The following is a 26,242-nucleotide window of genomic DNA, read 5'->3' as shown; positions in this document are numbered from 1 at the left end:
GCCTTGCACCGGAAGGGCGCCACCTCAGGTTGCGACTTGACGGCCGGCCTGTGGTTTCGTTTATTGGTCTGACCACGGTAAAAACACATGGCTGCTGATCTCGAAATCACGCGGCTCGGGGAGGCCAACGGCAAGGGGTTCGAAAAGGTGTTCGCGTTTTTGCGCGAGCGCCTGCTGGACGGGTCACTCCGTCCGGGCGACCGCCTGATCCCCGAGCGCGAACTCGCCGCGCAATTGGACGTGAGCCGTCCGATTCTGCGCGAGGCGTTGCGCGCCTTGACGGTGCTGGGCGTGGTGGAGATCCGCGACCGGGTCGGCACCGTCGTGCGCCGGCCGGACCTGTCGGTGCTGAACGACTTCTTCACCTTCGCGTTCGCGCAGCGCGCCGAACTCATCGACGACGTCATGCAGGCGCGCATCGCGATCGAATGCCAGGCCGTGCGCCTCGCGTCCCAGCGCGCCACCGTGCTGGACCTCGAGCGACTACGCACCGCGCTCGGCCGCATCATCGAGACGATCGACGATCCCGACCTCGGCGGCCTGGCCGATTACGAGTTCCACCGGACGCTGGTGGACGCGGGCAAGTCTGAGACGCTGGTCGTGCTGCACAACTCGCTGTCCGGAATCCTGATGATCTCGCACCGCAAGCGCCGCGAGTTGCTGCGTAGCTTCGCCTCCATGAAGACCTACCTGATCGAGGACCACGGCCGGATCTTCGACGCCGTTGCGGCGCGCGACGCGGATGCGGCCGAGCGGGTCCTGCGCGAGCACTTCGCGATCGGCGACGACTATCGCCGCCGCGCCGCGCTGGGCGAGCGCGACGACGCGGCCGGACAACCCATGAGAGAGCGGAAAGCCTGATGAACGACGGTGTGCAGAACGGCTGCGTGGCCTTTATCGGCCTCGGCACGATGGGCCGCGAGATGGCGATCAACCTCATCGCCGGCGGCTTCTCGGTGCGCGGCTACGACGTCGACGCTGCTGCGGTCGCGAGCCTGGCGGAGCGGGGCGTCGTCGCGTGCGCCAGTCCGGCCGAGGCGGCCCGCGGCGCCGACATCGCGATCACGATGCTGCCGGACACGCCGCATGTGGAGGCGGTGGTGTATGGCGAGAACGGGCTCCTCGGCTCGCCGCCGGATGGCCGCCTCGTGGTGGACATGAGCACCATCTCGCCGGTCGCGGTGCGGCGCATGCATGCCGATCTCGCCAAGGTTGGCGTCGCGCTGATCGACGCGCCGGTGTCGGGCGGTCCCGTCGGGGCCAAGAACGCGGCTTTGTCCATCATGGCGGGCGGCGACGCGGAGGCTTTCGCGCGGGCCGAGCCGTTCTTTCGCGCGATGGGGACCACCATCACGCATGTGGGCGCGGCCGGAGCCGGGCAGGCCGTGAAGCTCTGCAACCAGCTCGTCTGCGCGATCAACCTGCATGCCATCTGCGAGGCGCTGGCGCTCGGGCGCGCCTCGGGCGTCGACCTCGACCAGCTGCGCACAGTGCTGCTGGGCGGTTCGGCCTCGTCCTGGATGCTGGACCGGCTGGGGCCGGCCATGATCGCGGGCGACGCCTCGGCGGGCTTCCGCATCGACCTGATGCTCAAGGACTTGCGCCTCGTACAGGAGCAGGCGCAGGCGCTCGCCGTGCCGCTGCCCGGCACCGCGCTGGTGACGAGCCAGTACGTCGAGGCGAAGGCGCATGGCGAGGGCGCGAACGGCAACCAGGCGCTGTTCCGGGTCTATGACCGGATGACCAACCGGACACCCGGCGCATGAAGATCAATCTCGACTTCGGCGCGATCCTGGAACGCTGGCCAAGCTTCGTCTCGGGCGCGATCATGACGCTGGAGCTCGCCGTGATCGCGACCGTGCTGGGCACAGCGATCGGGGTGCTCGGCGCCATCGCGCGGCGCAGCGGCCATCCGGTGGCGACCCGGGTCGCGGCGTTTTATGTCGAGAGCATCCGCAACACGCCGCTGCTGGTGCAGATCTTCCTGGTTTACTTCGGGCTGGCGAGCCTCGGGGTGAAGTTCCCTGCCTTCACGGTGGCGGCGGCGGCGCTGACCATCAATGTCGGCGCCTACACGACGGAGATCATCCGCGCCGGCTTCGACGCCATTCCCAAGGCGCAGATCGAGGCCGCCGAAGGGCTGGCCCTGTCCAGGACGCAGATCTACTGGCACGTCGTGATGCTGCCCGCGATCGAGAAGGTCTATCCGGCGCTGACCAGCCAGTTCGTGCTGCTGATGCTGGCGTCCTCGGTCACGTCGCAGATCTCGGCCGAGGAGCTGACGGCCGTCGCCAACTACATCCAGTCCGACACCTACCGGGCCTTTGAGACCTACATCCTGGTCGCGATCGCGTATGTGGCGCTGTCGCTGGTGATGCGGGCCGGCTTCTATGGGCTGGGCCTCGTGATGTTCCCGCGGCGCCGCCGCCTCGGCACACCGTTGTGAGGGGAGCGGCATGGGCGGTTCCCTGAACGTCAATCACTTGGCCTTCCTGGCCAATGGAGCGCTGTGGACGATCGGCCTGTCGCTGATCGCGCTCGTCGGCGGCGGGCTCGCGGGCTTCGTGGTCTCGCTGGCGCGCATCTCGCCCGTGCGTGCGGTGCGGATCCTGGCGGCCGGCTATGTGCAATTGATCCAGGGCACGCCGCTCCTGGTGATCATGTTCCTGACCTATTTCGGCTTGCCGCCGCTGGGGATCACGGTGTCGCCGCTCACGGCCGCTTCCGTGTCGCTCACCGTCTATGTCGGGGCTTATCTCGGCGAGATCTGGCGCGGCTGCATCGAATCCGTGCCGAAGCAGCAGTGGGAGGCGGCCGAGGGCCTCGCCCTGTCGCGGACGCAGCGCATGATGCGGGTGATCCTGCCCCAGGCGGTGCGCATCGCGACCCCGCCCACCGTCGGGTTCATGGTGCAGATCATCAAGAACACGTCGCTGGCGTCGGTGGTCGGTTTCGTCGAGCTCGCGAGGGCAGGGCAGATCATCAACAACGCCTTGTTCGAGCCCTTCCTGATCTACCTCATCATCGCGGTGGTCTACTTCGCGCTTTGCTATCCCGTGTCACGGCTCAGCCGACGGCTCGAGGCCAGCCAGGGCCGGCCCCGCCTTTCCGTCGAGACCGCCTGATGTCAGACATCGCAAACGTCGCAACGGGCGCCACCGTCGTCGCGCTCACGAACGTGCACAAGAGCTTCGGGCCGTTGAAGGTGCTCGACGGCGTCACCTTCGACGTCGCCCGGGGCGACGTGCTGTGCATCATCGGCCGGAGCGGATCGGGCAAGAGCACGGCGCTGCGCTGCATCGACCGGTTCGAGACGATCGACAGCGGCGAGATCGTGGTGTGCGGCCGCAAGGTCCACGACCCGGCCCTGGACCTCCGCGCGCTGCGGCAGGACGTCGGCATCGTCTTCCAGAGCTACAATTTGTTTCCGCACCTCACCATCGAGGAAAACATTACGCTTGCGCCGACCTGCGTGAAGGGGACGTCCAAGGCCGAGGCGCGTGAGCAGGCCCGCGCCGCGCTCGCGCAGGTGGGGCTCTCGGACAAGATCCAGCACTATCCCGAGCAGTTGTCCGGCGGCCAGCAACAGCGCGCCGCCATCGCGCGGTCGCTCGCCATGCGCCCGAAGGTGATGCTGTTCGACGAGGTGACGTCCGCGCTCGACCCGGAACTCACCGGTGAGGTGCTGAAGGTGATCGAAGGCCTCGCGGCCGACGGCATGACGATGGTGATGGTGACCCACGAGATGGGCTTCGCCCGCAGCATCGCCGACCGGGTCGTCTTCATGCACCGCGGCAAGGTCCACGAACACGGGACCGCCGCGGTGCTGACGACCCCCACGACTCCGGAACTGGCCCAGTTCATCGGAACGGGTCTGTGACGGCCTGACAAGAACCACGAGAGGGAGAGAAACGATGCTCAAGACAACCCTGATGGCCGCCGTGGCGGCCGCCTGCATGACCGTGATGGCCTCGGGCGCGGCCCGGGCGGACCTGCTCGACGACGTCATGAAAGCCAAGAAGATCCGCATCGCGACCGACATGGCGATCCCGCCGTCCGGCATGATGGATTCCGCCATGAAGCCGACCGGCTCGGACGTGGAGACCGCGCAGCTGCTGGCCAAGGACTGGGGCCTGGAGATCGAGTGGATCCAGACCACCGGCGCGACCCGCATCCCAAACGTGCAGACCAACAAGGCCGACATCATCGTCTCGACCCTGTCGGTCACGCCCGAGCGCGCCAAGGTGATCGACTTCACCAAGCCTTACGCAGCGCTGCAATCGGTGGTCGGCTGCCTGAAGAGCGCCACCGTGAAGGACTGGGCGGACCTGAAGGACAAGACCATCGCGGTGTCGCGCGGCACCACGCAGGACACCGAGCTCAGCAACATGAAGGACCGCAACCTGAAGCTCGCGCGCTTCGACGACGACGCCACGATGGTGACGGCCGCCGTGTCCGGCCAGGCGGACTGCGTCGCGTCCTCGGCCACGATCGTGAACCAGATCGGCGTCAAGAACCCCGGCCGGGTGTTCGAGCCCAAGGTGCCGATCCGCAATTTCGACCTCGCGATCGGGGTGCGCCAGGGCGAGCCCAAGATGATCGAAAAGCTCAACGAGTGGATCGCCGCGAACCTGAAGAACGGCAAGCTCAACGAGATCTACAAGAAGTTCCACGGCAGCGAGCTGCCGCCCGAGATGCGCGGCTGACGCGACACGCAGGCCGGCGCGCAGAGTTGCGCCGGCCCATTCCCCCCATCAGAAGGCAGGACACCACTATGCGAGTCGTCATCGGTTCGGATCACGCCGGCTGGATTCTCAAGCAAACCGTCATCGAGCAGGTTCGGGCGCTCGGCCACGAGGTCACGGACGTGGGCTCGCACGACGACAAGCCGGTGGACTTCCCGGTGATCGCGCGCGAACTCACCGGGAAGCTGAAGGCCGGCGAGGCCGAGCGCGGCATCATGGTGTGCGGCACCGGCGTGGGCGCGTCGATCGCGGCCAACAAGGTGAAGGGCATCCGGGCGGCGGTGTGCCACGATGTCCACTCGGCCCACCAGTCGGTGGAGCACGACGACGTCAACGTCATGTGCATCGGCGCGCAGATCATTGGGCCTTGGCTCGCGAAGGATCTCGTCGCCTCCTACCTGCAGGCCGAGTTCTCCACGGACGAGGATTGCCGTCGGCGGGTCGAGATGCTGCACGCCATGGACGCCGAGGGCTGATTTCGATCGAGCGCCACTGCGCCTGGGCGTTGTCCTCGCCGCTCAGGCGAGGACGTTGCTGAGGGTTCCGATCCCGTCGATCGAGACTTCGACGCGGTTCACCGGCCCTTTCATCGCGCCGACCCCCAGCGACGTGCCCATGCAGATCAGGTCGCCCGGCAGCAGCGTCATGTCGCGCGACAGCAGGCTGACGAGGCGGGCCGGCTGGAACACGGCGTCGGAGAGCGGGTAGTTCTGCCGCTCCTCGCCGTCCAGCCGGGTCCGGATCACGACCCGGTCCAGATCGAGATTCGTCGCGATGGCGGGCCCAAACGGGCAGAATCCGTCGAAGCTCTTGGCGCGCGCCCATTGCGGGAAGCTCGGGTCCTTGTTCAGCAGATCGGCGGCCGTGATGTCGTTGACGCAGGTGAAGCCCAGAATGGCGCGGCCGGCCTCGTCCTCGTCGGCGTCCTTGCAGGCGCGGCCGATCACGATGCCGAGTTCGCCCTCGAACACGATGCGGCCCTCGTAGAAGCGCGGCCGCCGGATCTCGGCGCCCGGCCGCGCCACGGTGGTGGGCGCCTTCAGCAGGTAGAGCGGCTCCTGCGGCGTCGGCTGCCCCAGCTTCGCCGCCAGGGCGCGGTAATTGTTCCAAAGCGCAATGATCTTGGTGGGCTGCGACGGGGCGAGCACGTCGACGCGAGCCAGCGGCAACGTCGCGCCGACGGGCTCCGCGGCCGTGAACGGGTCCCCGCGGTGCGGCTGGACGGCGTCACCCTCCAGCGTTCCGTAGGACGTGCGCCCCTCATGGGCGTAGCGGATCCAGTGCGTCATGGGCCCGTCCTCAGTGCCTGACGGCCGTTTGGGCGCGCTGCCGGACGAGCGCGAGAACGACGTCGAGGGTGGGAGTGGGCACGCCGACCAGCCGTCCCATCTCCTGCACGACCGAGACGAGCGGGTCGATCTCCATGGGCCGCCCGCGCTCGAGATCCTGCAGCATGGAGGTCTTGTGGGCGCCGACCGCGCCGGCCCCGTTGATGCGCCGCTCGACGTCGACCCGGAAGTTCACCCCCACGGCGTCGCCAATGGCCTTGGCCTCGAGCATCATCGCCTTGGCGACGGCCCGCGTGCCGGGATCCTCGCAGATCACGTCCAGGGTGGCGTGCGTGAGCGCGCTGATGGGGTTGAAGCACAGATTGCCCCAGAGCTTCAGCCAGATCTCGTCGCGGATGTTGTCGAGCACCGGCGCGCGCAGGCCGGCGTAGCCCATCATGGCCGAGAACCGCTCGACCCGATCCGTGTGCTCGCCCGTGGGTTCGCCGATGGGGAACTTGTCGCCATAGACGTGCTGGATGACGCCCGGCTCGACCACCTCGGTCGCCGGGTAGACCACGCAGCCGATGGCGCGCTCCGGGCCCAGCTTGCGCCATTGCGAGCCGCCCGGATCCACGCTCTCCAGCGTCGTGCCTTCTAGCGCGCCGCCGTGCCGGTGGAAATACCAGTACGGGATGCCGTTCACGGCGGTGACGATGCCGGTCTCGTTGCCGAGCAAAGGCTGCATGGCGTCCACCACGCCCGGCACCGAATGCGCCTTGAGGGCCAGGATCACGTAGTCCTGCGGGCCGAGCTCGGCCGGATCGTCCGTGCAGAACGGACGGGCGACGATCTCTTCGTTTTCGCGGATCACCCGCACGCCGTTGCGTCGCATGGCGTCGAGATGCGCGCCGCGGGCGACGAAGCTGACCTCCGCGCCGGCCTTGGAGAGCAGCGCCCCCATGTAGCCGCCGATGGCGCCGGCGCCGTAAACTGTGATCTTCATGGCGTTTTTCCTCCGTGCGGACATGGTCAGGACGCCCCGTGAGGCGCAGGCGCGAGGTCGAGGACTTCCTCGAATTCGGTGACCTGGTCGATCTCCGGCCCCATCGCGATGTTGGTGACGCGCTCGGTGATCACCTCGACGACCACCGGCACGCGTTGCGTGCGGGCTTCCTCGCGGGCCCACTGAAGCGTCTGGCCGAGGTCGGCAGGGTCGAAGACGCGCGCCGCAATGCAGCCGAAGGCCTCGACGGCTTTCACGTGGTCGACGCCGTAGTCGCCGATTTCGGGGGCGTTGATGTTCTCGAAGGCGAGTTGGACCTCGTAGTCCATCTTGTAGCCGCGCTCGGCTTGGCGGATGAGGCCCAGATAGGCGTTGTTCAGCACCACCATCACGAAGGGGATGCGGTATTGGGCGGCGACGGCCAGCTCCTCGATCAGGAACTGGAAGGAGTAGTCGCCCACGATCCCGACGACCTCCTTGTCCGGGTTCGCGAGCTTCGCGCCCGTGCAGGCCGAGATCTCCCAGCCGAGCGGGCCGGCCTGGCCGCAGATGATGTAGTCCCGCGGATTGAAGATGCGCTGGAACTGCCCGGATGCGATCTGGTAGAGGCCGATCGCGGTGACGAACTGGGTGTTCCGGTCAAAGGCCTGGTTGATCTCGTGGAAGACGCGCTGCGGCTTGATCGGCTTGTCGGCGAAGTCGGTGCGACGCAGCATCGTCTGCTTGCGGGCGCGACACTCCGCCGGCCATGACCGCTGCGGCCTCTTCCGGCTGCGGGCCTCGGCGACCAGCGCCTCCAGCGCCAGCCGCGCGTCGGCGACGATGCCGAGATCGGGGCAGAAGACGCGGCCGATCTGGGTCGGCTCGATGTCGATGTGAATAAACTGGCGACCCTTGCAGTAGACGTCCGTGCCGCCCGTGTGGCGGTTGGCCCAGCGGTTGCCGATGCCCAGCACCACGTCGCTCTGCAGGAAGCTGGCGTTGCCGTAGCGGTGCTGCGTCTGCAGGCCCACCATGCCGGCGTTGAGCGGGTGGTCGTCCGGGATCGAGCCCCAGCCCATCAGGGTCGGGACGACGGGCGTGTCGGTGATCTCGGCCAGCTCGACCAGCAGGTCGGACGCGTCCGCGTTGATGACGCCGCCACCCGCGATGATCAGCGGCCGCTCGGCCGCGAGCAGCATGTCGACGGCGCGGGCGATGGCCTTCGGGTTCGGGGCAGGGCGGGTGACGGGCAGGGGCGCGTCACAGGCCGGATCGTACTCGATCATCTCCTTCTGCACGTCGATGGGCAGGTCGATGTGCACCGGGCCGGGGCGGCCCGACCGCATGATCCGGAACGCTTCGCGGAACGCCCAGGGGACCTGCGCCCCTTCCATCACGGTGACGGACCATTTGGTGACCGGGCGCGTGATCGCGGCGATGTCGACGGCCTGGAAGTCTTCCTTGTGCAGCTTGGCGCGCGGCGCCTGGCCGGTGATGCACAGGATTGGGACCGAGTCTGCGATGGCCGAGTAGAGGCCCGTGACCATGTTGGTGCCGGCGGGGCCGGACGTGCCGATGCAGACGCCGATCTTGCCCGAGCGGGCGCGGGTATAGCCCTCGGCTGCGTGCGTGCCGCCCTCCTCGTGGCGAACGAGGATGTGACGCACGGAGCTGTCCTTCATGGCCTCGTAGAAGGGCAGGATCGCGGCTCCCGGAACCCCGAAAACGATGTCTACGCCTTCGCTTTCGAGCACCCGCATCGCGGCCTGCATTGCGGTCATACGCGCCATTGTGGCCTCCCTGGCAACGGCCGATTGTGCTCAGCCGAAAATCATTCTCACGATGCGAGAAGACTGGCATGCCAGATATAATGGCGCAATTGGAAATCGTTCTTGCGGTGCGGAAAATCGTTACAGGGCCATTCCGCCATGCTAGGGAGGTCGGAAAGGAGCCCGCATGGTTGACCTCACCACGCCCAACGCCACCCCGCCGCGCAAACGCGGGCGGCCGCCCAGCGTCCAGGCGGAGGCGGGCGGCGAGATCCAGTCGCTCGACCGGGCGATCGGCATCCTGGAGGTGCTGTCCTCCGTGGATGGCCTCTCGCTCAGCGACGTGGCGCGTTTCGCCGAGCTGCCGACCTCCACCGCCCACCGCATGCTCATGACCCTGCAACGGCGCGAGCTCGTGGCGCAGGACGCCGAGACGGGGCTGTGGACCGTGGGCGTCGGCCTGTTTCGTGTGGGTTCGGCCTATCTGCGCATCCGCAAGTTGCCCGACATCGGCCGGCCGGTGATCCGCGAACTGCAGGGCAGGGTGAAGGAAACCGTGAACCTCTCGATGCTGGACGGCGACGAGTTGGTCTGCGTGGCGCAGGCCGAGAGCCACGCGCCCGTGCGGGCGTTTTTTCGCCTCGGCCGAAGGCTGCCGATTCATGCTTCGGCGGCCGGCAAGGCGATCCTGGCGGCGCTGGACGAGGCGCAACGGGGGCGTCGGCTCGACGCGCTGAAGCTCGAAGGCTTCACGTTCAACACGATCATCGATCGAGCCACGCTCGAGGCGGAGGTGGCGCGGACCCGCGAGCGCGGCTACGGGATCGACGACGAGGAGCACACGGTCGGGATGCGCTGCGTCTCCGCGGCCATCCGCGACGAGAACGAGGAGCCGATCGGCGCCGTTTCGATCTCGGCGCCCTCTGTGCGAATGCCGCTGGAGATCCTGCCGGAACTTGGCGAGCACGCCGTCGAGACCGCGCGGCTGCTCACGCGCCGCTACTCCGGCCGGGGCCGGGCGCCGGCCGGCTTGCCGCGCCTCCAGAAATAGAAAAGCCGGCCATGAAGGCCGGCTTTCCCAACATGGCGGCGCAGGCCCGTGGGCTGCGCCGTGAGACGATGATCAGGCGGCCGCCTTCTTGGCGGTCGGCACGGTCGAGATCGTCTTCAGGACCTGCGAGGCGATCTGGTAGGGGTCGCCCATGGAGTTCGGGCGGCGATCCTCGAGATAGCCCTTGTAGCCGTTGTTGACGAAGCTGTGGGGCACGCGGATCGAGCAACCGCGGTCCGCCACGCCGTAGCTGAACGTGTGGATCGACGCCGTCTCGTGCTTGCCGGTGAGGCGCATGTGGTTGTCGGGGCCGTAGACCGCGATGTGGTCGGCGCGGGCGTCCGCGAAGGCCGCCATGAGCTGCTCGAAATACTCCTTGCCGCCGACTTCACGCATGAAGGAGGTGGAGAAGTTGCAGTGCATGCCCGAGCCGTTCCAGTCGGTGTCGCCGAGCGGCTTGCAGTGGTACTCGATGTCGATGCCGTAGGACTCGGTCAGGCGCTCGAGGAAGTAGCGGGCGAGCCACATTTCGTCGGCGGCGCGCTTGGAGCCCTTGCCGAAAATCTGGAATTCCCACTGGCCCTTAGCCACTTCGGCGTTGATGCCCTCGTGGTTGAGACCGGCCGCGAGGCAGATGTCGAGATGCTCCTCGACGATCTTGCGGGCGACGTCGCCGACGTTCTTGTAGCCGACGCCGGTGTAGTAGGGGCCCTGCGGGGCCGGGTAGCCGGACGCCGGGAAGCCGAGCGGGCGGCCGTCCTTGTAGAAGAAATACTCCTGCTCGAAGCCGAACCAGGCGCCCTCGTCATCCAGGATGGTGGCGCGCTTGTTGGACGGATGCGGGGTCAGGTCCGGCATCAGCACTTCGCAGAGCACGACGGCGCCGTTGGTGCGGGTGATGTCGGGAACGACGCGGACGGGCTTCAGAACGCAGTCGGAGCTGTGACCCTCGGCCTGCATGGTCGAGCTGCCGTCGAAGCCCCACAGCGGAAGCTGCTCGAGCGTCGGGAAGCTGTCGAATTCCTTGATCTGCGTCTTGCCGCGGAGGTTCGGGGTCGGCGTGTAGCCGTCGAGCCAGACGTATTCCAGCTTGTACTTCGTCATGATGTTTCCCACTCAAACGAGTTTCGCGAACAAGGTGACAAGCCCAGTCCGCGGGTAGACCGCGTGGTAGCCGGTGGCTGTTTCCTAAAAAGCATTAAGCGTGCCAGCCCCGGCCGAGTGTGCGGGCCAAAGCGGTCGCTGGCGGTTGCCTGCAACGGAGAGGCCGTTGCGGCGTTGCGGATGCGAGCAGGGCGGACCCCAAGTTGTGCAGGGCGCCTATTAATTAACGAGCTTGAGCCCTAGTATTGGGCAATCGATGGAACGCTGGGCAATGCGGCCCGTTAGTCCCGACGCAGTGAACGCAGGGGGATGCACATGAGCGCCAATCGTACGCGCCAGACGGCGACGATCCTTCCTTTTACAGGCCGTGTCCGGCTCGACCGCCTGGACGGGCGCAAGCACGCCGAACGCACGCCAGCTTCACCGGCGGCCCCCGCCATGACGTTTGGAGCAGGCTGGTATCATGACGCGGCCATCCGGGAAGCGGACCCTGACCGCAAGGGCTGAGTCGCCTTATTTTTAGGCAACCTGCGTAACGTTTGTGCGCCGACTAGCCAAAGATCGACCAGCCCATGCGCTTGGACAGTTGCTCCAGCGCGATGCGCCCCAAATGCGAGTTGCCGGAACCGTCGAGCCCGGGTGACCACACCGCGATGGAGGCGACGCCGGGCACGATCGCCAGGATACCGCCGCCGACGCCGCTTTTCCCCGGCAGGCCCACCCGGTAGGCGAACTCTCCCGACCCGTCATAGTGCCCGCAGGTCAGCATCAGGGCGTTGATGCGCCTCGCGCGTTCCTGGCTGACGACCGATAAGCCGGTCGACGGATTGCGTCCGCCATGGGCGAGGAAGCGGCCCGCCATCGCGAGCTGCCGGCACGACATCGCGATGGCGCAGTGGTGGAAATAGACGCCGAGCGTGTAGTCGACCGGGTTCTCCAGCACGCCAAACGACTTCATGTAGTTGGCGAGCGCGACGTTGCGAAAGCCTGTGCGCTGCTCGGATGCGGCGACGGCCTTGTCGATCGTGATGCTGTCATCGTCCGAGATGAAGCGGATGAAGCGCAGGATCTCGCCCAGCGCTTCCTTCGGCTGGTGCCCGGACAGGATCACGTCCGTCACCGCGATCGCGCCCGCGTTGATGAACGGGTTGCGCGGGACGCCGCGTTCATATTCGAGCTGCACCACCGAGTTGAAGGGGCTGCCGGACGGTTCGCGGCCGACCCGGCGCCAGAGCCGGTCGCCCGCCATGCCGAGCGCCAGCGTGAGGGTGAAGACCTTGGACACGCTCTGGATCGAGAACGGAACATCGCTGTCGCCCGCGCTCGCGACCTCGCCATTGTCGCCCACGACGCAGATGCCGAAGGCGGCAGGGTCCACCCGGGCGAGTTCCGGAATATAGGTCGCGACTTCCCCGCGATCGGGGCGCGCTTTCATCTGCGCCGCGATGTCGGCGACGACATCGTGAAGACCGGCGGCGGTGCTGCTCATGAAAACCTCGACAGGGGCCTTCGGCAGGGATGCAGGCCGCGGGCCATCCGGCTGAAAGCACGGGCCGCGGTTGGCTGCAACGCCATCCCGGGAGCGCGGCCGCAAGCGATCGAACGCCGGCCTCAAGATCTTGGCTTCCGTTATTTCCGGCTTAAGTCCGTCATCTTTCTTTCGACAACTATCAAGAAATATTCGGAACGTTCGTATCCGCGCATTGACGATGCACAGCCAGTTGTCATTGCCGGATGTGAGCGCGAAGATTGTTCTGGCTTAAGCGGAACGATCGGCTAGAGCTCGGCATTAATGGCTCGGCGGGATGCGTACTTCGCCCAACTCTGAATCAACAATATTGCAGGACGTGGAGATCGCCAATGGCAGCGGGTTCGAGCGCGGTCGTGCGGGCAGACGAAATCGCGGAAGCGGCGCGTCCGGCCGGGGAGGGGGACGAATCGCTGGTGCTGCGAGAGCTGCTGGAGGCTCTCCAGTCCATGCGGACGGGTGACTTCTCCGTCCGCCTGCCGGCCAATCGCACCGGCCTCACGGGCAAGATCGCGGACACGTTCAACGAAATCGTTTCGGCCAATGAGCGCATGGCGTCGCAGCTCGAAAAGGTCGGGCAGAGCGTCGGCCGCGAAGGCCGAATCCGGACCCGCGTCAAGTTCGGGCTGCCGACCGGTTCGTGGGTCGACATGGAGACCTCCGTCAACACGCTGATCGACGATCTGCTGTGGCCCACTACAGAGGTGACCCGCACGATCACGGCCGTGGCCAAGGGCGACCTGCTGCAGCCCATGCCGCTCGACGTCGATGGCCGCCCGCTGAAGGGTGAGTTCCTGCGCTCGGCCAACATCGTCAACGCCATGATCAAGCAGCTCAGCGTGTTCACCTCGGAGGTGACGCGCGTGGCGCGCGAGGTGGGCACCGACGGCAAGCTCGGCGGGCAGGCTCAGGTGAAGGAGGTGACGGGCGTCTGGCGCGACCTCACCGAATCCGTGAACTCCATGGCGTCGAACCTCACCGCCCAGGTGCGCAACATCGCCGAGGTGACGATCGCGGTGGCCAATGGCGACCTGTCGAAGAAGATCACCGTGGACGTGCGCGGCGAGATCCTGCTGCTGAAGGACGCCATCAACACGATGGTGGACCAGCTGCGTTCCTTCGCGTCCGAGGTTACGCGCGTCGCCAAGGAGGTCGGAACCGAAGGCAAGCTCGGCGGCCAGGCGATCGTGCCCGGCGTGGCCGGCACGTGGAAGGACCTCACCGACAACGTCAACCTGCTGGCCGCGAACCTGACCACCCAGGTCCGCAACATCGCCGAGGTCACCACCGCGGTCGCGCGCGGCGACCTGTCGCGCAAGATCACCGTGCCGGTCTCGGGCGAGATCCTGGAACTCAAGAACACCATCAACACCATGGTGGACCAGCTCAACGCCTTCGCGGGCGAGGTGACCCGCGTGGCGCGCGAGGTGGGCACGGAAGGACGCCTCGGCGGCCAGGCGCAGGTGCCGGGCGTCGCCGGCACCTGGAAGGACCTCACCGATTCGGTGAACTCCATGGCGGGCAACCTCACCGCGCAGGTCCGCAACATCGCCGAGGTGTCGACCGCGATCGCGAATGGCGACCTCAGCCGCAAGATCACCGTGGACGTGCGCGGCGAGATCCTTCAGCTGAAGGAAACGCTGAACACCATGGTGGACCAGCTCAACCGCTTCGCCTCCGAGGTGACGCGCGTTGCGCGCGAGGTGGGCACCGAAGGCAAGCTCGGCGGCCAGGCGCAGGTGCCGGGCGTCGCCGGCACGTGGAAGGACCTCACCGAGAACGTCAACTCGATGGCGTCCAACCTCACCGGCCAGGTGCGCAACATCGCGGAGGTCACCACCGCGGTGGCGCGCGGCGACCTCTCCCGCAAGATCACCGTGGACGTGAAGGGCGAGATCCTCGAGCTCAAGAACACCATCAACACGATGGTGGACCAGCTCAACGCCTTCGCGGGCGAGGTCACCCGCGTGGCGCGAGAGGTGGGCACGGAAGGCAAACTGGGCGGCCAGGCGCAGGTGCCGGGCGTCGCCGGCACGTGGAAGGATCTCACCGACTCGGTGAACTCCATGGCGGGCAACCTCACCGGCCAGGTCCGCAACATCGCCGAGGTCGCGACCGCGATCGCCAACGGAGACCTGTCGCGCAAGATCACCGTCGATGTGCGCGGCGAGATCATGCAGCTCAAGGAAACCATCAACACGATGGTGGACCAGCTGCGCTCCTTCGCGGGCGAGGTGACGCGTGTGGCGCGCGAGGTCGGCACCGAGGGCCGGCTCGGCGGCCAGGCCGTGGTGCCCGGCGTCGCCGGCACGTGGAAGGACCTCACCGACAACGTCAACCTGCTGGCAGCGAACCTCACCACGCAGGTGCGCAACATCGCGGAGGTGACCACCGCGGTGGCGCGGGGCGATCTTTCCCGCAAGATCACCGTGGACGTGAAGGGCGAGATCCTGGAGCTGAAGAACACCATCAACACCATGGTGGACCAGCTCAACGCCTTCGCGGGCGAGGTGACGCGCGTGGCGCGCGAGGTGGGCACCGAAGGAAAGCTCGGCGGCCAGGCGCAGGTGCCGGGCGTCGCCGGGACCTGGAAGGACCTCACCGACACCGTGAACGTGATGGCGGCCAACCTCACCGAGCAGGTGCGCGGCATCGTCAAGGTCGTGACCGCGGTGGCGGACGGCGACCTGAAGCAGAACTTGACGGTGGCGTCGAAGGGCGAGGTCGCGGCGCTCGCCGAGACCATCAACAACATGACGGACACGCTGGCGACCTTCGCCGACCAGGTGACGTCCGTGGCGCGCGAGGTGGGCGTGGAAGGCCGCCTCGGCGGACAGGCCCACGTGCCCGGCGCGGCCGGCACCTGGAAGGACCTGACCGGCAATGTGAACCTGCTCGCCGCCAACCTCACCACGCAGGTCCGCGCCATCGCGGAGGTCGCCACGGCGGTGACCAAGGGCGACCTGACGCGCTCGATCCAGGTCGAGGCGCGCGGCGAGGTGGCCGAGCTCAAGGACAACATCAACACGATGATCGGCAACCTCCGTCTCACGACGGACCGGAACACCGAGCAGGACTGGCTGAAGACAAATCTCGCCCGCTTCACCAACATGCTGCAGGGCCAGCGCGACCTCTCCAATGTGGGCCGCATGCTCTTGTCCGAGCTGGCTCCGCTCGTGGAGGCCCAGCATGGCGTGATCTACCAGGTGGACGAGGGTGGGCTCAGCCTGCTGCACGCCTATGCGGACGCCGCGGCGTCCGGCCATCCCAAGCGGCTGCGGCTGGGCGAGGGACTCATCGGGCAATGCGCGCTCGATGCGCGGCGCTTCGTGATCACCGAGCTGCCGTCCAACGTTGTGCCGATCACGTCCGGCCTGTTCAAGGCGACGCCGCAGAACGCCATCGTGCTGCCGGTGCTGTTCGAGGGGCAGGTCAAGGCCGTGATCGAGCTCGCGTCGCTCAATCACTTCACCGACCTGCAGATGTCCTTCCTGGACCAGCTCACGACGAGCATCGGCATCGTGCTGAACTCGATCGAGGCGACGATGCAGACCGAAGGGCTGCTGACCCAGTCCCAGCAGCTCGCCGCGGAGCTCCAGACCCAGCAAAAAGAGCTGCAGCAGACCAACGAGCAGCTCGAGCAGAAGGCCCAGCAGCTCGCCGAGCGCAACGTCGAGGTGGAGGCCAAGAACCAGGAGATCGAGCAGGCCCGCCGCGCCCTGGAGGAGAAGGCCGCCGAGCTGGCGCTCACCTCCAAGTACAAGTCCGAGTTCCTGGCGAACATGTCGCACGAGCTGCGGACGCCGCTGAACAGCATCCTGATCCTCGGCCAGCAGCTGACCGAGAACCCGGACGGCAATCTCACCGGCAAGCAGGTAGAGTTCGCCCGCACCATCCACGGCGCCGGCACGGACCTGCTGAATCTCATCAGCGACATCCTCGACCTGTCCAAGATCGAGTCCGGAACCGTCTCGGTGGACGCCGAGGAGATCGTGTTCTCCAACCTGCTTGACATGATGGCGCGGCCGTTCCGGCACGAAGCCGACAGCCGCAGGCTCAGCTTCGACGTGGATCTCGATCCGCATCTGGAGCGCAGCATCATCACGGACTCCAAGCGCCTGCAGCAGGTGCTGAAGAACCTTCTGTCCAACGCGTTCAAGTTCACCGATAAGGGCGGCGTGAAGCTCACGGTGCGGCCCGCCAAGAGCGGCTGGAACCCCGAGCACCCGATGCTGCGCAATGCGCCGTCCGTCGTCGCCTTCGAGGTGTCGGACACCGGCATCGGCATCCCGCCCGAGAAGCAGAAGATCATCTTCGAGGCGTTCCAGCAGGCGGACGCCGGCACGAGCCGCAAATATGGCGGCACCGGCCTCGGCCTCGCGATCAGCCGCGAGCTCGCCAACCTGCTCGGCGGCGAGATCCAGCTGCGGAGCCAGCCGGGGCTGGGGAGCACCTTCGTGCTCTACCTGCCGCTCACCTATGTGGGCGGCCAGTCCTCCGGCCTGCCGCAGCGGGACCTCGGCCCGGGTCCGGGCTACGCCAGCCCGCGCCCGGCCTCGGCGCAGCGCCTCACGGAGGTGCCGGCCGACACCCTGACGGACGACCGCGCCGCCATCAACCCTGGCGACCTCGTCCTCCTGGTGGTGGAGGACGACCCGCACTACGCCCGCGTGGTCGCGGACCTCGCGCGCGACAACGGCTTCAAGGTGCTGGTCGCGCTCAGGGGCGCGGACGCGCTCGCGCTCGCACGCCAGTACCAGCCCAGCGCGGTGTCGCTCGACGTGTTCCTGCCGGACATGCTCGGCTGGACGGTGCTGAGCCAGCTCAAGCGCGATCCGAACACGCGCCACATCCCGGTGCAGATCGTCACGCTCGACGAGGACAAGCAGCACGGCCTCGCCCGCGGCGCCTTCGCGTTCATGAACAAGCCCACCACCATAGAGGGCCTGGAGGCGGCGCTGAACCGCCTGAAGGGCGTGGTCGGGCCACGGCGCAAGCGGCTGCTGGTAATCGAGGACAACCCGGCCGAGCAGCTCGGGCTGCGCGAATTGCTCGGGCACGACGACGTCGAGATCCTGACCGCCGACACCGGGGAGGGCGCCCTGGCGCAACTGCGCGAGCAGCCGGTGGACTGCATCGTGCTCGACCTGAAGTTGCCGGACATCTCCGGCTTCGAGGTGCTGGAGCGCATCCGGGACGACGCCAAGCTGGCGGATACGCCCGTTGTGGTGTTCACCGGGCGCGAGCTGTCGCCCGAGGAGGACGCGCAGCTGCACACCATGGCGCGCAGCGTCGTCGTGAAGGGCGTCGAGTCGCCCGAGCGCCTGCTCGACGAAACCGCCCTTTTCCTGCATCGGGTGGTGACGCAATTGCCGCCGCAGAAGCAGCGCATGCTGGAGCGCCTGCACAGCTCGGACGAGGACCTCGTCGGCCGCAGCGTGCTGCTGGTGGACGACGACGCCCGCAACATCTTCGCGCTCAGCAGCGTTCTGGAAAGGCGCGGCATGAAGGTGTTGACCGCGACCACGGGTAGCGAGGCGATCCAGGTTATCGAACAGACGCCTGAGCTCGCCATCGTGCTGATGGACATCATGATGCCCGGGATGGACGGCTACGAGACCATGCAGGTGATCCGGGCCAACCCGGCGCATCGGCGGCTGCCCATGATCGCGCTCACCGCCAAGGCGATGAAGGGCGACCGGGAGAAATGCCTGGAAGCCGGCGCGTCCGACTACCTCGCCAAGCCCGTCAACACCGAGCAGCTCCTGTCGGCGCTGCGCATGTGGCTGCACCGGTGAGCCAGACCAGCGTGAGCGATCAGGACAAGGTCAACATCCTCCTCGTCGACGACCAGCCGGCCAAGCTGCTCAGCTACGAGGTCATCCTGGAAGATCTGGGCGAAACGCTTCTGAAGGCGTCCACCGCGCGCGAGGCGTTCGAGCATCTGCTGCGCAGCGATGTCGCGGTGGTGCTCATGGACGTGCAGATGCCCGAGCTCGACGGCTTCGAGCTCGCGGCGCTCATCCGGGAGCATCCGCGGTTCGAGAAGATCGCCATCATCTTCGTGTCGGCGATCCACCTGACCGACCTCGACCGGCTGCGCGGTTATGCGGCGGGCGCGGTGGATTATGTGCCGGTGCCGGTCGCGCCCGAGATGCTGCGCGCGAAGGTGCGCATCTTCGTCGATCTCTACCGCAAGACGCGCCAGCTCGAGCGCATGAACGAGGAGCTGGAGCGCCGCGTCTCCGAGCGCACGGCGGCGCTGGAGGCGTCAAGCCAGGCGCTGACACGGCTGAACGAGGAGCTCGAAGTCCGCATCGAGGAGCGCACCCGCGAGCGCGAAGCCGCTCTCGCGCAGCTGTTCGAAGCGCAGAAGATGGACACGATCGGCCAGCTCACCGGCGGCGTGGCGCATGATTTCAACAATCTTCTCATGGCGGTGCTGGGGAGTCTTGAACTCCTGCGCAAGCGCGTGACCGAGGAGCGCTCCCTGCGGCTCCTGGACAACGCCATGGAGGGCGCCCAGCGCGGCGCGGCGCTGACCAAGCGTCTCCTGGCCTTCGCGCGGCGGCAGGAGCTGAAGCCCGAGAGCGTCGCCATCGAGGCGCTGTTCGGCGGCATGGAGGATCTGTTGCGTCGCGCGGTGGGCCCGGCGGTGGCCATCGAGGCTGTCTTCGAGGCTGATCTCCCGCCCATCCAGGTCGACGTGAACCAGCTCGAACTCGCGTTCCTCAACCTGGCCGTGAACGCCCGGGACGCCATGCCGGACGGCGGCGTCCTGCACATATCGGCGGAGCGCTTCCAGATCGAGGCGCCGACCCATGACGGCCTCGCGCCGGGCGAATATCTGTGCGTGACCGTGAGGGATAACGGGCTCGGGATGGACGAGGCGACGCTCGCCAAGGCGGCCGAACCCTTCTTCACCACGAAGGGCCCCGGGAAAGGCACCGGGCTTGGCCTCTCGATGGTGCACGGCATGACGGCCCAGTCGGGCGGCGCGCTGCGCCTGTCGAGCAAGCCCGGCGAAGGCACGACCGTGCACCTCGTTCTGCCCGTCGCGGCCCGGGACGGCCTGGCGGCGCGGCCCAAGTCGCTTCCGTTCAGGGATGCGCCTGCGCCGGCCACGACGACTCGGCTGGTTCTGGTGGTCGACGACGATGCGCTGGTGCGAACCGGAACCTGCGCGATGATCGAGGACCTCGGGCATACGGTGATCGAGGCGGATTCAGCCGCCGAGGCGCTCGACCTCCTGAAAAGCAACGCCGGCGTCGAACTGCTGCTGACCGACCACGCCATGCCGGGCATGAGCGGGGCTGAACTGCTCGTCCATGTGAACGAGCATTACCCCGACGTTAAGGCGATCCTCGCCAGCGGCTATGCCGAGCTCCCGACAGGGCCATCGCCGACGGAGGCGATCCGTCTCGCCAAGCCGTTCAACCAGGACGAGCTCGCGGCTGCGATCGCGAAAGCCTTGGCGCCGCTGCCGGCTCAGCAATCCATGCGGGTGGGGCGGTAGGCGCGCCGGATCAGGACCAGCGACGCAGCGTCTGCGACGGGGATTCCCCGAAGCTCTGCCGATAAGCGGCGCTGAACTTGCCGAGATGGTGAAATCCGCTGTCCAGCGCAGCTTGCGTCACGGACGCCGCCGCACCTGTATCCAGCAGCGTCCGCGCATGCCTCAGCCGCTCCGTCCGGATGAACTGGCCCGGCGTGCAGCCGAGATCGCGCCTGAATAGCGCCTGCAGCAACCGCAGGCTCACGCCGGACGCCTGTGCGATGTCGCGAAACCCGATGTCGTCGTTCAGCCGCGTCCTGATGAACTCGATCGCCCTGCCGAGCGCCGGGTGGGCGCCATGGTCCGCCGGTTCTTTCAGACCCAGCGCTACCGAGAGCAGCGAGGCGGCGCGAAGCGTGATCGCCTCCTGCTGAAGGCGGGCGTTGCGGGACCGGAAGGGCTCGGGCTCGGTCGTGCAGTCGTCGAAGAAGCCGAACACCTTGGCGCGCAGCCTGTCGAGGCCGGCGAGATCGGTCCGGAGCGCCGCGACCCGAAGCGCCGCGTCGACGTCGACATCGATGTCGAGAAGGTTCATGGCCTCGCGCAGCGCGCTCCGGTCCAGCCGCAACACGATCTCGCTGTAGCCCTTGGCGGGCGAGAACCGCGCTTCCTCCGCGACCGTGAAGCCTCCCACCGAGGCGGCCGTGAAGCGCTGTTCCCCACCACGCGTGGTCAACACGGTTCCGCCGGCGGCGGGAAAGAACATCACGGGCACGACCTGCCCGTTGATGCTGAATTCCGCGTTGGTTTCCCACGTGCGGGAGACGTGAAGCCCGTCGATCTCCACCGAGCGATAGCGCAGCTTGAACAGGCGATGGCGAGCCGTGATCCGGCTCACCCGGCTGGTTCGCAGCTGCAGCGCCTCGCGCGCCTCATCCGGGTCGCGATAGTCGGCGTCGCGCAGCACAATCTCCGGCCAAGGGCTCGGCGGCATGCTTTTCACCTCGCGAGGTTGCAGAATGGTGCGCGTGCAACCTGAGCTTTACAATACGCGGTTCCCCTCACGGCGGATCACGCGTGGCGCCCTGGACGGCGCCGCGCGGCCGAAATCAGCGGCGCGCTGCGCGATTGGGAGCATGCTGCGTCCAAGGGATAGCGGGGACGGGCTGCGCTCGGCACCGTAGCGTCGGAGCTCGGTCTTCCGGGTTTCCAACCGCCTCGTATGGGTCAGGCGCTCCCACCCATAAGAGTACGAGGCGGGCCCCGGCCAAGGAGCCCGTCGGGACCTTTTCGTGAAAACAGAGCGGTTGCGCGAAGCCCCTTCGCCACCGCTCGTTTGCATTTCGAGCGCCGGCCGGCGTTCTGCCCAAAACACCATCATGAGGATCGTACCTCAGGGATTGCCACCCGCTCCGGCTTGTTCCATGCTCGGGCTTGGCGAATGGCGGAATGCTCCTCGATGGGCATCGAGACCGACAAAAGACGCCATCTGGGAGGCTTACACATGCATGCTTCACGCATCGCCGGCGTCGCGTTCGCCGGCCTTCTTCTGTCATCCGTGGCGGCTCTGGCTGGCCCCAAAACCGTGGCCGGCCCCGGCGCCGATCCGCAGTGCTTCAAGCCCTGGAACGAGAAGACCAAGTATCTCCAGTGGGACAAGAAGCCTGGTCCGTACCGCATCGCGGTGGTCAACGGCTTCGTGGGCAACACCTGGCGCATCCAGATGATCAAGACCGCCAAGGCCTATGCGGAGCAGCCGGGCGTCAAGGAGAAGATCAAGGAATTCAAGGTCATCTCGACCGGCACCGACGTCGCCGCGCAGCTCGGCGCGATGGAGGACTTCATCAACCAGGGCTACGACGCCATCGTGACCATCGCGGTGTCGCCTGAAGGCTTCGACCGGGTGATCCGCCTCGCCGACAAGAACAACGTCGTCGTCGTGCCGTTCGACAACGTGCTCGACACCGACAAGGTGATGATGGTCAACGAAGACCAGCTCGAGATGGGCAAGATCTACGGCCGCTGGCTGCGCGAACAGCTCGGCGACAAGAAGAGCGGCAAGATCCTGGAAGTGCGCGGCCTGCCGGGCAACTCGGTGGATCGCGACCGCCATGTCGGCTTCCAGGAAGTCATGAAGAACGGCGCCAATTTCGAGATCATCGAAGTGGTCGGCAACTGGGATGACGGCACGGCCCAGAAGGTGACGGCGGACGCCATCGCGGCGCACGGCAAGTTCGACGGCATCATCGTGCAGGGCGGCTCCACGGGCGTGACGCGCGCCATGCAGGACGCCAAGCACCCGTGGGTGCCGATCGCCGGCGAGTCCGAGAACGGCTTCCGCAAGCTGCTGGCCCAGTACGGCAAGGATGGCCTGAAGGGCCTCTCGGTCGGCCAGTCGCCGGGCCTCGTCGCCATCGCCACCAAGGCCGCGCTCTCGGCGCTGGAAGGCAACCCGATGCCGCAGCTCATCTCGGTGCCGATCCCGCAGGCGCGCTATGACGAGATGAAGGACGGCGCCAACTACTGGTCGAACCTCACGGACAATTTCTTCACCGTGAACGAGTTCAAGCCGTGCAACGTCAACATCACGGCCACCGAGATCATGGCCAAGGACGAGAAGAACACCACCAACTGATGCGCGCGGCGGCCCGGGGAGACCCGGGCCGCCCGTGTTCGATGGCGTGAAGCCGTCGCCCCATCCTGCTCCTCGCGTGAGATCGACCAGGCCATGATCGACCGGGACGCCCGTCCTTTGCTCGAACTCTCGCAGACGTCGAAGCGCTATGGCGGCGTGCGGGCGCTGGAAAGCGTCGATTTTGCCTGCTCGGCCGGCAGCATCCACGCCATCCTGGGCGAGAACGGCGCCGGCAAATCCACGCTGATCAAGATCGTCTCGGGCGTGGTGCAGCCGGACTCTGGCTCCATGCGCCTCGACGGGCAGGATGTGCGCTTCGCCAACCCGGCCGCCGCCAACGCGGCCGGCGTGGTCTGCGTGTTCCAGGAATTGTCGCTGATGCCCGACCTCTCGGTCGCGGACAACATCTCGATCGCCGGGCCGCCGACCCGGATGGGCCTCATCGACGCGCGCGCACAGCGCCGCCGCGCCGAGGAACTGCTGGCCAGCATCGGCTGCGAGGACGTGAACCCGCTGCTGCGTGTGCGCGACCTGCCGCTGTCGCGCCGCCAGATGGTGGAAATCGCCAAGGCGCTGGGCAAGCGGCCACGCCTGCTGATCCTCGACGAGGCCACCTCGGCGCTCACCAACGCCGACGTGACCGTCATTTACGAGGTGCTGAAGCGGCTGCGCCAGGATGGGCTTTCCATCCTTTACATCTCGCACCGCATGCACGAGATCGAGGCGCTGGCCGACCGGGCATCCGTGTTCCGCAACGGCCGCCACATCGAGACCTTCCCGATGGGCGCCCGCAGCCACGGCGAGATCGTCGAACTGATGATCGGCCGCGAGATCAGCGCCCAGTATCCAACGCGCGTGACGCGGCCGCGGCCTGCGCCGCTGCTGGAGGTCAAGAAGCTCTCCTGGGAAAACCGCCTGCGCGACGTCGACCTCAGCCTCGGCATGGGCGAGATCGTCGGCCTCGGCGGCCTCGACGGGCAGGGGCAGAAGGAGCTGCTACTCGCCCTGTTCGGGGTGTTGAAGGGCGTGTCTGGCGAGATGCTGATCGACGGCAAGCCGGCGCTGCCGTCCTCGCCGGTCGACGCCAAGGGACCGGGGCGCCGGATCGCGCTGATCCCCGAGGACCGCAAGACCGAAGGGCTGATGCTGCCCATGTCGATCGCCGAGAACCTCTGCTCGGCCTCGCTCGACGCCCTATCGGCTGGCCCATTCATCGACCCCGGCAAACAGGACGCCGCCGTCGGGGAGGCGATCCGGCAGTTGCAGATCAAGATCGGCAGCCCGGCCGATCCAGTCGCGACGCTGTCGGGCGGCAACCAGCAGAAGGTCGTGATCGCCAAGTGGCTGATGACCAAGCCGCGCATCATCCTGTTGAACGACCCAACCCGCGGCATCGACGTCGGCACCAAGCAGGAGATCTACGGCCTCCTTCGCGTGCTGGCCGACGCCGGCGCGGCGATCCTGTTCTACTCCACGGACTACGACGAGCTGATCGGCTGCTGCGACCGAGTGGCCGTGATGTATGACGGCGCGATCCGTGTCGAGCTGGAGGGCGACGCCATCACCGAGCAGGCCCTGATCGCCAGCGCGCTAAACATCGACACGGCCGAAACGCCTGCGCTGGAGCATGCTTCATGAGTCGACCCACGGCCAACTGGCTGATCCGCCTGCGCCAGAACACGGGGCTCGCCAGCGCCATCGCGCTCTTCCTGGCGTTCTACCTGTTCTACAACATTTTCCACCCCAAGGGCTTCTCCACGCCCGTGCTGGTGCAGAACGCCGACGAGGCCTTCGCGCTCGCCATGGTGGCGATGGCGCAGACCATCCCGGTGCTGATGGGCGGGCTCGACCTGTCGGTCGGGGCCGTGATGACGATGGTGAACTGCCTCGCCAGCCACCTCGTGATCGGCTCGCCGTTGCAGATCGCCTTCGGCGTCGTGGCGTGCATCGCGGCCGGCGCGGCCTTCGGCTTCGCTAATGGCTGCATCGTGGTCTATGGCCGCATCCAGCCCATCATCACCACCCTGGCGACCGGCGCGATCGCGATCGGCATCGCGCTGTTTCTCCGTCCCAAGCCCGGCGGCAAGGTCGACGAGGACCTGTCCTGGGCGCTCACCAACAGCCTTTCGGACTTCGCCGAAACCTACGGGCTGTTCGACGGCGGCAAGGCGGCGTGGTTCCAGCCGATCGCCTGGATCCCGGCCGCGCTGGTGCTGCTGGTTCTCGTGATCCTGCTGATCTGGGTTCCGTTCCGCCGCACCGTGATCGGCCGCACCATTTATGCGGTGGGCTCGGCGGAAGGCGCGGCCTTCATGTCGGGCCTGCCGGTGGACCGGGCCAAGATCGCCGCCTTCACGCTGTCGGGCGTTTTCGCGGCGCTGGGCGGGCTCTTTCTCGCCATCCAGACCTCCTCCGGCAACGCCGACCTGCCGCAGGCGAGCGCCTATACGCTGAACTCCATCGCGGCCGTGGTGCTGGGCGGCACGTCGTTGCTGGGCGGCTCCGGCTCGGCGGTGGGCTCGGTGTTCGGCGCCCTCATCCTGCGCGTGATCTCGTTCAATTTCCGGATCTTCGACATCCCGCCCTTGATGCAATCGCTGGTCGAGGGGCTGATCCTGCTGGCGGCCGTGAGCCTTGGCGGCTTGCGGGTGCTGCAGGTCAAGAATCGGCTGGAGCTGTTTCGATGAGCGCCGCGCTGGAGAAGCCCGCCCGTATCGCGCTCGGGCCGGACGACAAGCCGATCGTGATCGCGTCCGCCTTCATCATCCTGCTCCTGGTGATCGGCACCGCCTACACGCTGGTGACCGCCGGCACTATGACGCTGCTGTCGCCGAACTACCTGCTGCAGCAGCTGCAGATCGGCGCCTTCCTGGGCATCGTGGCCGCAGGCATGATGCTGGTGATCCTGATCGGGCACATCGACCTCTCGGTCGCGTGGACGCTGGCGGCCTCCGCGATGATGGCCACCACGGTCGGCGGCCCCTGGGCGATCCCGACCGGGCTCGCGGTGGGGCTGGCGGTCGGCCTCGTGAACGGGCTCGGGGTCGCCTATCTGCGCGTGCCGTCGATGATCTTCACGCTGGCCGTGAACGCCGTGATGCGCGGCCTCATGGTGGCGCACACCGGCGGCTTCGCGCCGCAGACGGCCGCGACCGACCTGATGCGCTTCCTGGCGGCGGGCCGCATCGGCGGGATCCCGATGGCGATCTTCGTGTGGATCGGCGTGTCGATCATCATCGCGGTGGTGCTGAAACGGACCGTGTTCGGCCGCACCATCTACGCCATCGGCAACCGCGAGGCGGCCGCCTACCTTGCCGGCATGCGCACGCGCGGCGTGATCGTGGCGGCCTTCGCGGCCTGCGGGATGCTGGCGGGCCTCGCCGGCGTGCTGCTCGCCGGCTATTCCACGAAAGCCTACCAGGGCATGGGCGACGCCTACGTCCTTCCCGCCATCGCGGCCGTGGTGATCGGCGGCGCCAACATCCTGGGCGGCAGCGGCCGCTACGCCGGCACGGTGGTGGGCGTGGTGCTGATCGTGCTGCTCAACAGCGTGCTCTCGATCATGCAGATGCCCGAGGCCGGCCGCCAGATCATCTATGGCGCGGTGATCATCACCATGCTGCTCGCCTACCGCAGCGGGCGGGTTCACCAGGGGTGAG

21 protein-coding genes are annotated in these 26,242 nt (G+C 67.2%); 15 read left to right on the top strand and 6 right to left on the bottom strand.

Going from position 1 to position 26,242, the window contains the following annotated elements:
- The first annotated feature begins 87 nt into the window (after positions 1 to 87).
- From AC1DSZ_RS19875 to rpiB, 7 genes are all read left to right on the top strand, one after another.
- Complete coding sequence (locus AC1DSZ_RS19875) at positions 88 to 861, top strand: FadR/GntR family transcriptional regulator (RefSeq protein ID WP_476840081.1); 774 nt, start codon at positions 88 to 90, stop codon at positions 859 to 861.
- A complete protein-coding gene (locus tag AC1DSZ_RS19870) occupies positions 861 to 1,766 on the top strand; it encodes an NAD(P)-dependent oxidoreductase (RefSeq protein WP_476840080.1) in 906 nt (301 codons plus the stop codon). Before AC1DSZ_RS19875 ends, AC1DSZ_RS19870 begins: the two co-directional genes overlap by 1 nt.
- The gene (locus AC1DSZ_RS19865; protein WP_476840079.1) at positions 1,763 to 2,446 is read left to right on the top strand and encodes an amino acid ABC transporter permease; all 684 of its coding nucleotides are present in this window, start codon (positions 1,763 to 1,765) and stop codon (positions 2,444 to 2,446) included. The genes AC1DSZ_RS19870 and AC1DSZ_RS19865 overlap by 4 nt, the downstream gene beginning before the upstream one ends.
- 10 nt (positions 2,447 to 2,456) lie before the next feature.
- On the top strand, positions 2,457 to 3,125 hold the full coding sequence (locus AC1DSZ_RS19860) for an amino acid ABC transporter permease (RefSeq protein WP_476840078.1): 669 nt from the start codon (positions 2,457 to 2,459) through the stop codon (positions 3,123 to 3,125).
- Positions 3,125 to 3,880 (top strand): amino acid ABC transporter ATP-binding protein, encoded by a 756-nt coding sequence (locus AC1DSZ_RS19855; protein ID WP_476840077.1) that lies wholly within the window; start codon positions 3,125 to 3,127, stop codon positions 3,878 to 3,880. Before AC1DSZ_RS19860 ends, AC1DSZ_RS19855 begins: the two co-directional genes overlap by 1 nt.
- 34 nt (positions 3,881 to 3,914) lie before the next feature.
- Positions 3,915 to 4,706: a transporter substrate-binding domain-containing protein gene (locus AC1DSZ_RS19850; RefSeq protein WP_476840076.1), complete on the top strand. Its 792-nt coding sequence runs from the start codon at positions 3,915 to 3,917 to the stop codon at positions 4,704 to 4,706.
- A gap of 68 nt (positions 4,707 to 4,774) precedes the next feature.
- Positions 4,775 to 5,221, top strand: a complete 447-nt coding sequence (gene rpiB / locus AC1DSZ_RS19845) for a ribose 5-phosphate isomerase B (RefSeq protein ID WP_476840075.1) — start codon at positions 4,775 to 4,777, stop codon at positions 5,219 to 5,221.
- 42 nt (positions 5,222 to 5,263) lie between these two features.
- Here the strand turns inward: rpiB and AC1DSZ_RS19840 are convergent, their stop codons facing one another.
- The 3 genes from AC1DSZ_RS19840 to gcl are packed head-to-tail and all read right to left on the bottom strand — an operon-like array spanning position 5,264 to position 8,791.
- Positions 5,264 to 6,034: a fumarylacetoacetate hydrolase family protein gene (locus tag AC1DSZ_RS19840; protein ID WP_476840074.1), complete on the bottom strand. Its 771-nt coding sequence runs from the start codon at positions 6,032 to 6,034 to the stop codon at positions 5,264 to 5,266.
- A gap of 10 nt (positions 6,035 to 6,044) precedes the next feature.
- A complete protein-coding gene (locus AC1DSZ_RS19835; RefSeq protein WP_476840073.1) occupies positions 6,045 to 7,019 on the bottom strand; it encodes a 2-dehydropantoate 2-reductase in 975 nt (324 codons plus the stop codon).
- 26 nt (positions 7,020 to 7,045) lie between these two features.
- Entirely contained in the window at positions 7,046 to 8,791 is a 1,746-nt protein-coding gene (gene gcl, locus AC1DSZ_RS19830; protein ID WP_476840072.1) for a glyoxylate carboligase, read from the bottom strand.
- Positions 8,792 to 8,957: 166 nt separating this feature from the next.
- On the opposite strand from gcl, the gene AC1DSZ_RS19825 reads away from it, so the two are divergent.
- A complete protein-coding gene (locus tag AC1DSZ_RS19825; protein WP_476840071.1) occupies positions 8,958 to 9,821 on the top strand; it encodes an IclR family transcriptional regulator in 864 nt (287 codons plus the stop codon).
- Between the two features lie 72 nt (positions 9,822 to 9,893).
- Here AC1DSZ_RS19825 and AC1DSZ_RS19820 read toward each other — a convergent pair whose 3' ends face one another.
- The gene (locus AC1DSZ_RS19820; RefSeq protein WP_476840070.1) at positions 9,894 to 10,925 is read right to left on the bottom strand and encodes a glutamine synthetase beta-grasp domain-containing protein; all 1,032 of its coding nucleotides are present in this window, start codon (positions 10,923 to 10,925) and stop codon (positions 9,894 to 9,896) included.
- 309 nt (positions 10,926 to 11,234) lie between these two features.
- Between AC1DSZ_RS19820 and AC1DSZ_RS19815 the strand changes: the two genes are divergently transcribed.
- Positions 11,235 to 11,432, top strand: a complete 198-nt coding sequence (locus tag AC1DSZ_RS19815) for a DUF2735 domain-containing protein (protein WP_476840069.1) — start codon at positions 11,235 to 11,237, stop codon at positions 11,430 to 11,432.
- 43 nt (positions 11,433 to 11,475) lie between these two features.
- On the opposite strand, the gene AC1DSZ_RS19810 is transcribed toward AC1DSZ_RS19815, so the two are convergent.
- A complete protein-coding gene (locus tag AC1DSZ_RS19810) occupies positions 11,476 to 12,414 on the bottom strand; it encodes a glutaminase (protein ID WP_476840068.1) in 939 nt (312 codons plus the stop codon).
- 371 nt (positions 12,415 to 12,785) lie between these two features.
- Between AC1DSZ_RS19810 and AC1DSZ_RS19805 the strand changes: the two genes are divergently transcribed.
- Together AC1DSZ_RS19805 and AC1DSZ_RS19800 are read left to right on the top strand one after the other, a co-directional pair.
- A complete protein-coding gene (locus tag AC1DSZ_RS19805; RefSeq protein WP_476840067.1) occupies positions 12,786 to 18,251 on the top strand; it encodes a HAMP domain-containing protein in 5,466 nt (1,821 codons plus the stop codon).
- Positions 18,248 to 19,969: a response regulator gene (locus tag AC1DSZ_RS19800; RefSeq protein WP_476840066.1), complete on the top strand. Its 1,722-nt coding sequence runs from the start codon at positions 18,248 to 18,250 to the stop codon at positions 19,967 to 19,969. The genes AC1DSZ_RS19805 and AC1DSZ_RS19800 overlap by 4 nt, the downstream gene beginning before the upstream one ends.
- 10 nt (positions 19,970 to 19,979) lie before the next feature.
- Here the strand turns inward: AC1DSZ_RS19800 and AC1DSZ_RS19795 are convergent, their stop codons facing one another.
- The gene (locus AC1DSZ_RS19795; RefSeq protein ID WP_476840065.1) at positions 19,980 to 20,942 is read right to left on the bottom strand and encodes an AraC family transcriptional regulator; all 963 of its coding nucleotides are present in this window, start codon (positions 20,940 to 20,942) and stop codon (positions 19,980 to 19,982) included.
- 510 nt (positions 20,943 to 21,452) lie between these two features.
- On the opposite strand from AC1DSZ_RS19795, the gene AC1DSZ_RS19790 reads away from it, so the two are divergent.
- The 4 genes from AC1DSZ_RS19790 (at position 21,453) to AC1DSZ_RS19775 (ending at position 26,241) form a co-directional block, all read left to right on the top strand.
- The gene (locus AC1DSZ_RS19790; RefSeq protein WP_476840064.1) at positions 21,453 to 22,583 is read left to right on the top strand and encodes a sugar ABC transporter substrate-binding protein; all 1,131 of its coding nucleotides are present in this window, start codon (positions 21,453 to 21,455) and stop codon (positions 22,581 to 22,583) included.
- A gap of 93 nt (positions 22,584 to 22,676) precedes the next feature.
- Positions 22,677 to 24,221 carry a sugar ABC transporter ATP-binding protein gene (locus AC1DSZ_RS19785; RefSeq protein ID WP_476840063.1) on the top strand — a complete coding sequence of 515 codons (1,545 nt, stop codon included), beginning with the start codon at positions 22,677 to 22,679 and terminating at the stop codon, positions 24,219 to 24,221.
- Complete coding sequence (locus tag AC1DSZ_RS19780) at positions 24,218 to 25,270, top strand: ABC transporter permease (RefSeq protein WP_476840062.1); 1,053 nt, start codon at positions 24,218 to 24,220, stop codon at positions 25,268 to 25,270. The genes AC1DSZ_RS19785 and AC1DSZ_RS19780 overlap by 4 nt, the downstream gene beginning before the upstream one ends.
- Positions 25,267 to 26,241 (top strand): ABC transporter permease, encoded by a 975-nt coding sequence (locus AC1DSZ_RS19775; protein WP_476840061.1) that lies wholly within the window; start codon positions 25,267 to 25,269, stop codon positions 26,239 to 26,241. Before AC1DSZ_RS19780 ends, AC1DSZ_RS19775 begins: the two co-directional genes overlap by 4 nt.
- Position 26,242: the final 1 nt, after the last annotated feature.

The organism is Alsobacter sp. P4_H11 (assembly GCF_056400925.1).
This window is presented reverse-complemented; position numbering and strand designations above follow the sequence as displayed.

Excerpts from the sequence above, each read along its gene's own strand:
- AC1DSZ_RS19790 (WP_476840064.1), top strand. The coding sequence starts at position 21,453 with ATGCATGCTTCACGCATCGCCGGCGTCGCGTTCGCCGGCCTTCTTCTG.
- rpiB (WP_476840075.1), top strand. The coding sequence starts at position 4,775 with ATGCGAGTCGTCATCGGTTCGGATCACGCCGGCTGGATTCTCAAGCAA.
- AC1DSZ_RS19785 (WP_476840063.1), top strand. The coding sequence starts at position 22,677 with ATGATCGACCGGGACGCCCGTCCTTTGCTCGAACTCTCGCAGACGTCG.
- AC1DSZ_RS19825 (WP_476840071.1), top strand. The coding sequence starts at position 8,958 with ATGGTTGACCTCACCACGCCCAACGCCACCCCGCCGCGCAAACGCGGG.
- AC1DSZ_RS19820 (WP_476840070.1), bottom strand. The coding sequence starts at position 10,925 with ATGACGAAGTACAAGCTGGAATACGTCTGGCTCGACGGCTACACGCCG.
- AC1DSZ_RS19855 (WP_476840077.1), top strand. The coding sequence starts at position 3,125 with ATGTCAGACATCGCAAACGTCGCAACGGGCGCCACCGTCGTCGCGCTC.
- AC1DSZ_RS19775 (WP_476840061.1), top strand. The coding sequence starts at position 25,267 with ATGAGCGCCGCGCTGGAGAAGCCCGCCCGTATCGCGCTCGGGCCGGAC.
- AC1DSZ_RS19865 (WP_476840079.1), top strand. The coding sequence starts at position 1,763 with ATGAAGATCAATCTCGACTTCGGCGCGATCCTGGAACGCTGGCCAAGC.
- gcl (WP_476840072.1), bottom strand. The coding sequence starts at position 8,791 with ATGGCGCGTATGACCGCAATGCAGGCCGCGATGCGGGTGCTCGAAAGC.
- AC1DSZ_RS19780 (WP_476840062.1), top strand. The coding sequence starts at position 24,218 with ATGAGTCGACCCACGGCCAACTGGCTGATCCGCCTGCGCCAGAACACG.
- AC1DSZ_RS19870 (WP_476840080.1), top strand. The coding sequence starts at position 861 with ATGAACGACGGTGTGCAGAACGGCTGCGTGGCCTTTATCGGCCTCGGC.
- AC1DSZ_RS19840 (WP_476840074.1), bottom strand. The coding sequence starts at position 6,034 with ATGACGCACTGGATCCGCTACGCCCATGAGGGGCGCACGTCCTACGGA.
- AC1DSZ_RS19850 (WP_476840076.1), top strand. The coding sequence starts at position 3,915 with ATGCTCAAGACAACCCTGATGGCCGCCGTGGCGGCCGCCTGCATGACC.
- AC1DSZ_RS19795 (WP_476840065.1), bottom strand. The coding sequence starts at position 20,942 with ATGCCGCCGAGCCCTTGGCCGGAGATTGTGCTGCGCGACGCCGACTAT.
- AC1DSZ_RS19810 (WP_476840068.1), bottom strand. The coding sequence starts at position 12,414 with ATGAGCAGCACCGCCGCCGGTCTTCACGATGTCGTCGCCGACATCGCG.
- AC1DSZ_RS19875 (WP_476840081.1), top strand. The coding sequence starts at position 88 with ATGGCTGCTGATCTCGAAATCACGCGGCTCGGGGAGGCCAACGGCAAG.
- AC1DSZ_RS19860 (WP_476840078.1), top strand. The coding sequence starts at position 2,457 with ATGGGCGGTTCCCTGAACGTCAATCACTTGGCCTTCCTGGCCAATGGA.
- AC1DSZ_RS19815 (WP_476840069.1), top strand. The coding sequence starts at position 11,235 with ATGCACATGAGCGCCAATCGTACGCGCCAGACGGCGACGATCCTTCCT.
- AC1DSZ_RS19805 (WP_476840067.1), top strand. The coding sequence starts at position 12,786 with ATGGCAGCGGGTTCGAGCGCGGTCGTGCGGGCAGACGAAATCGCGGAA.
- AC1DSZ_RS19835 (WP_476840073.1), bottom strand. The coding sequence starts at position 7,019 with ATGAAGATCACAGTTTACGGCGCCGGCGCCATCGGCGGCTACATGGGG.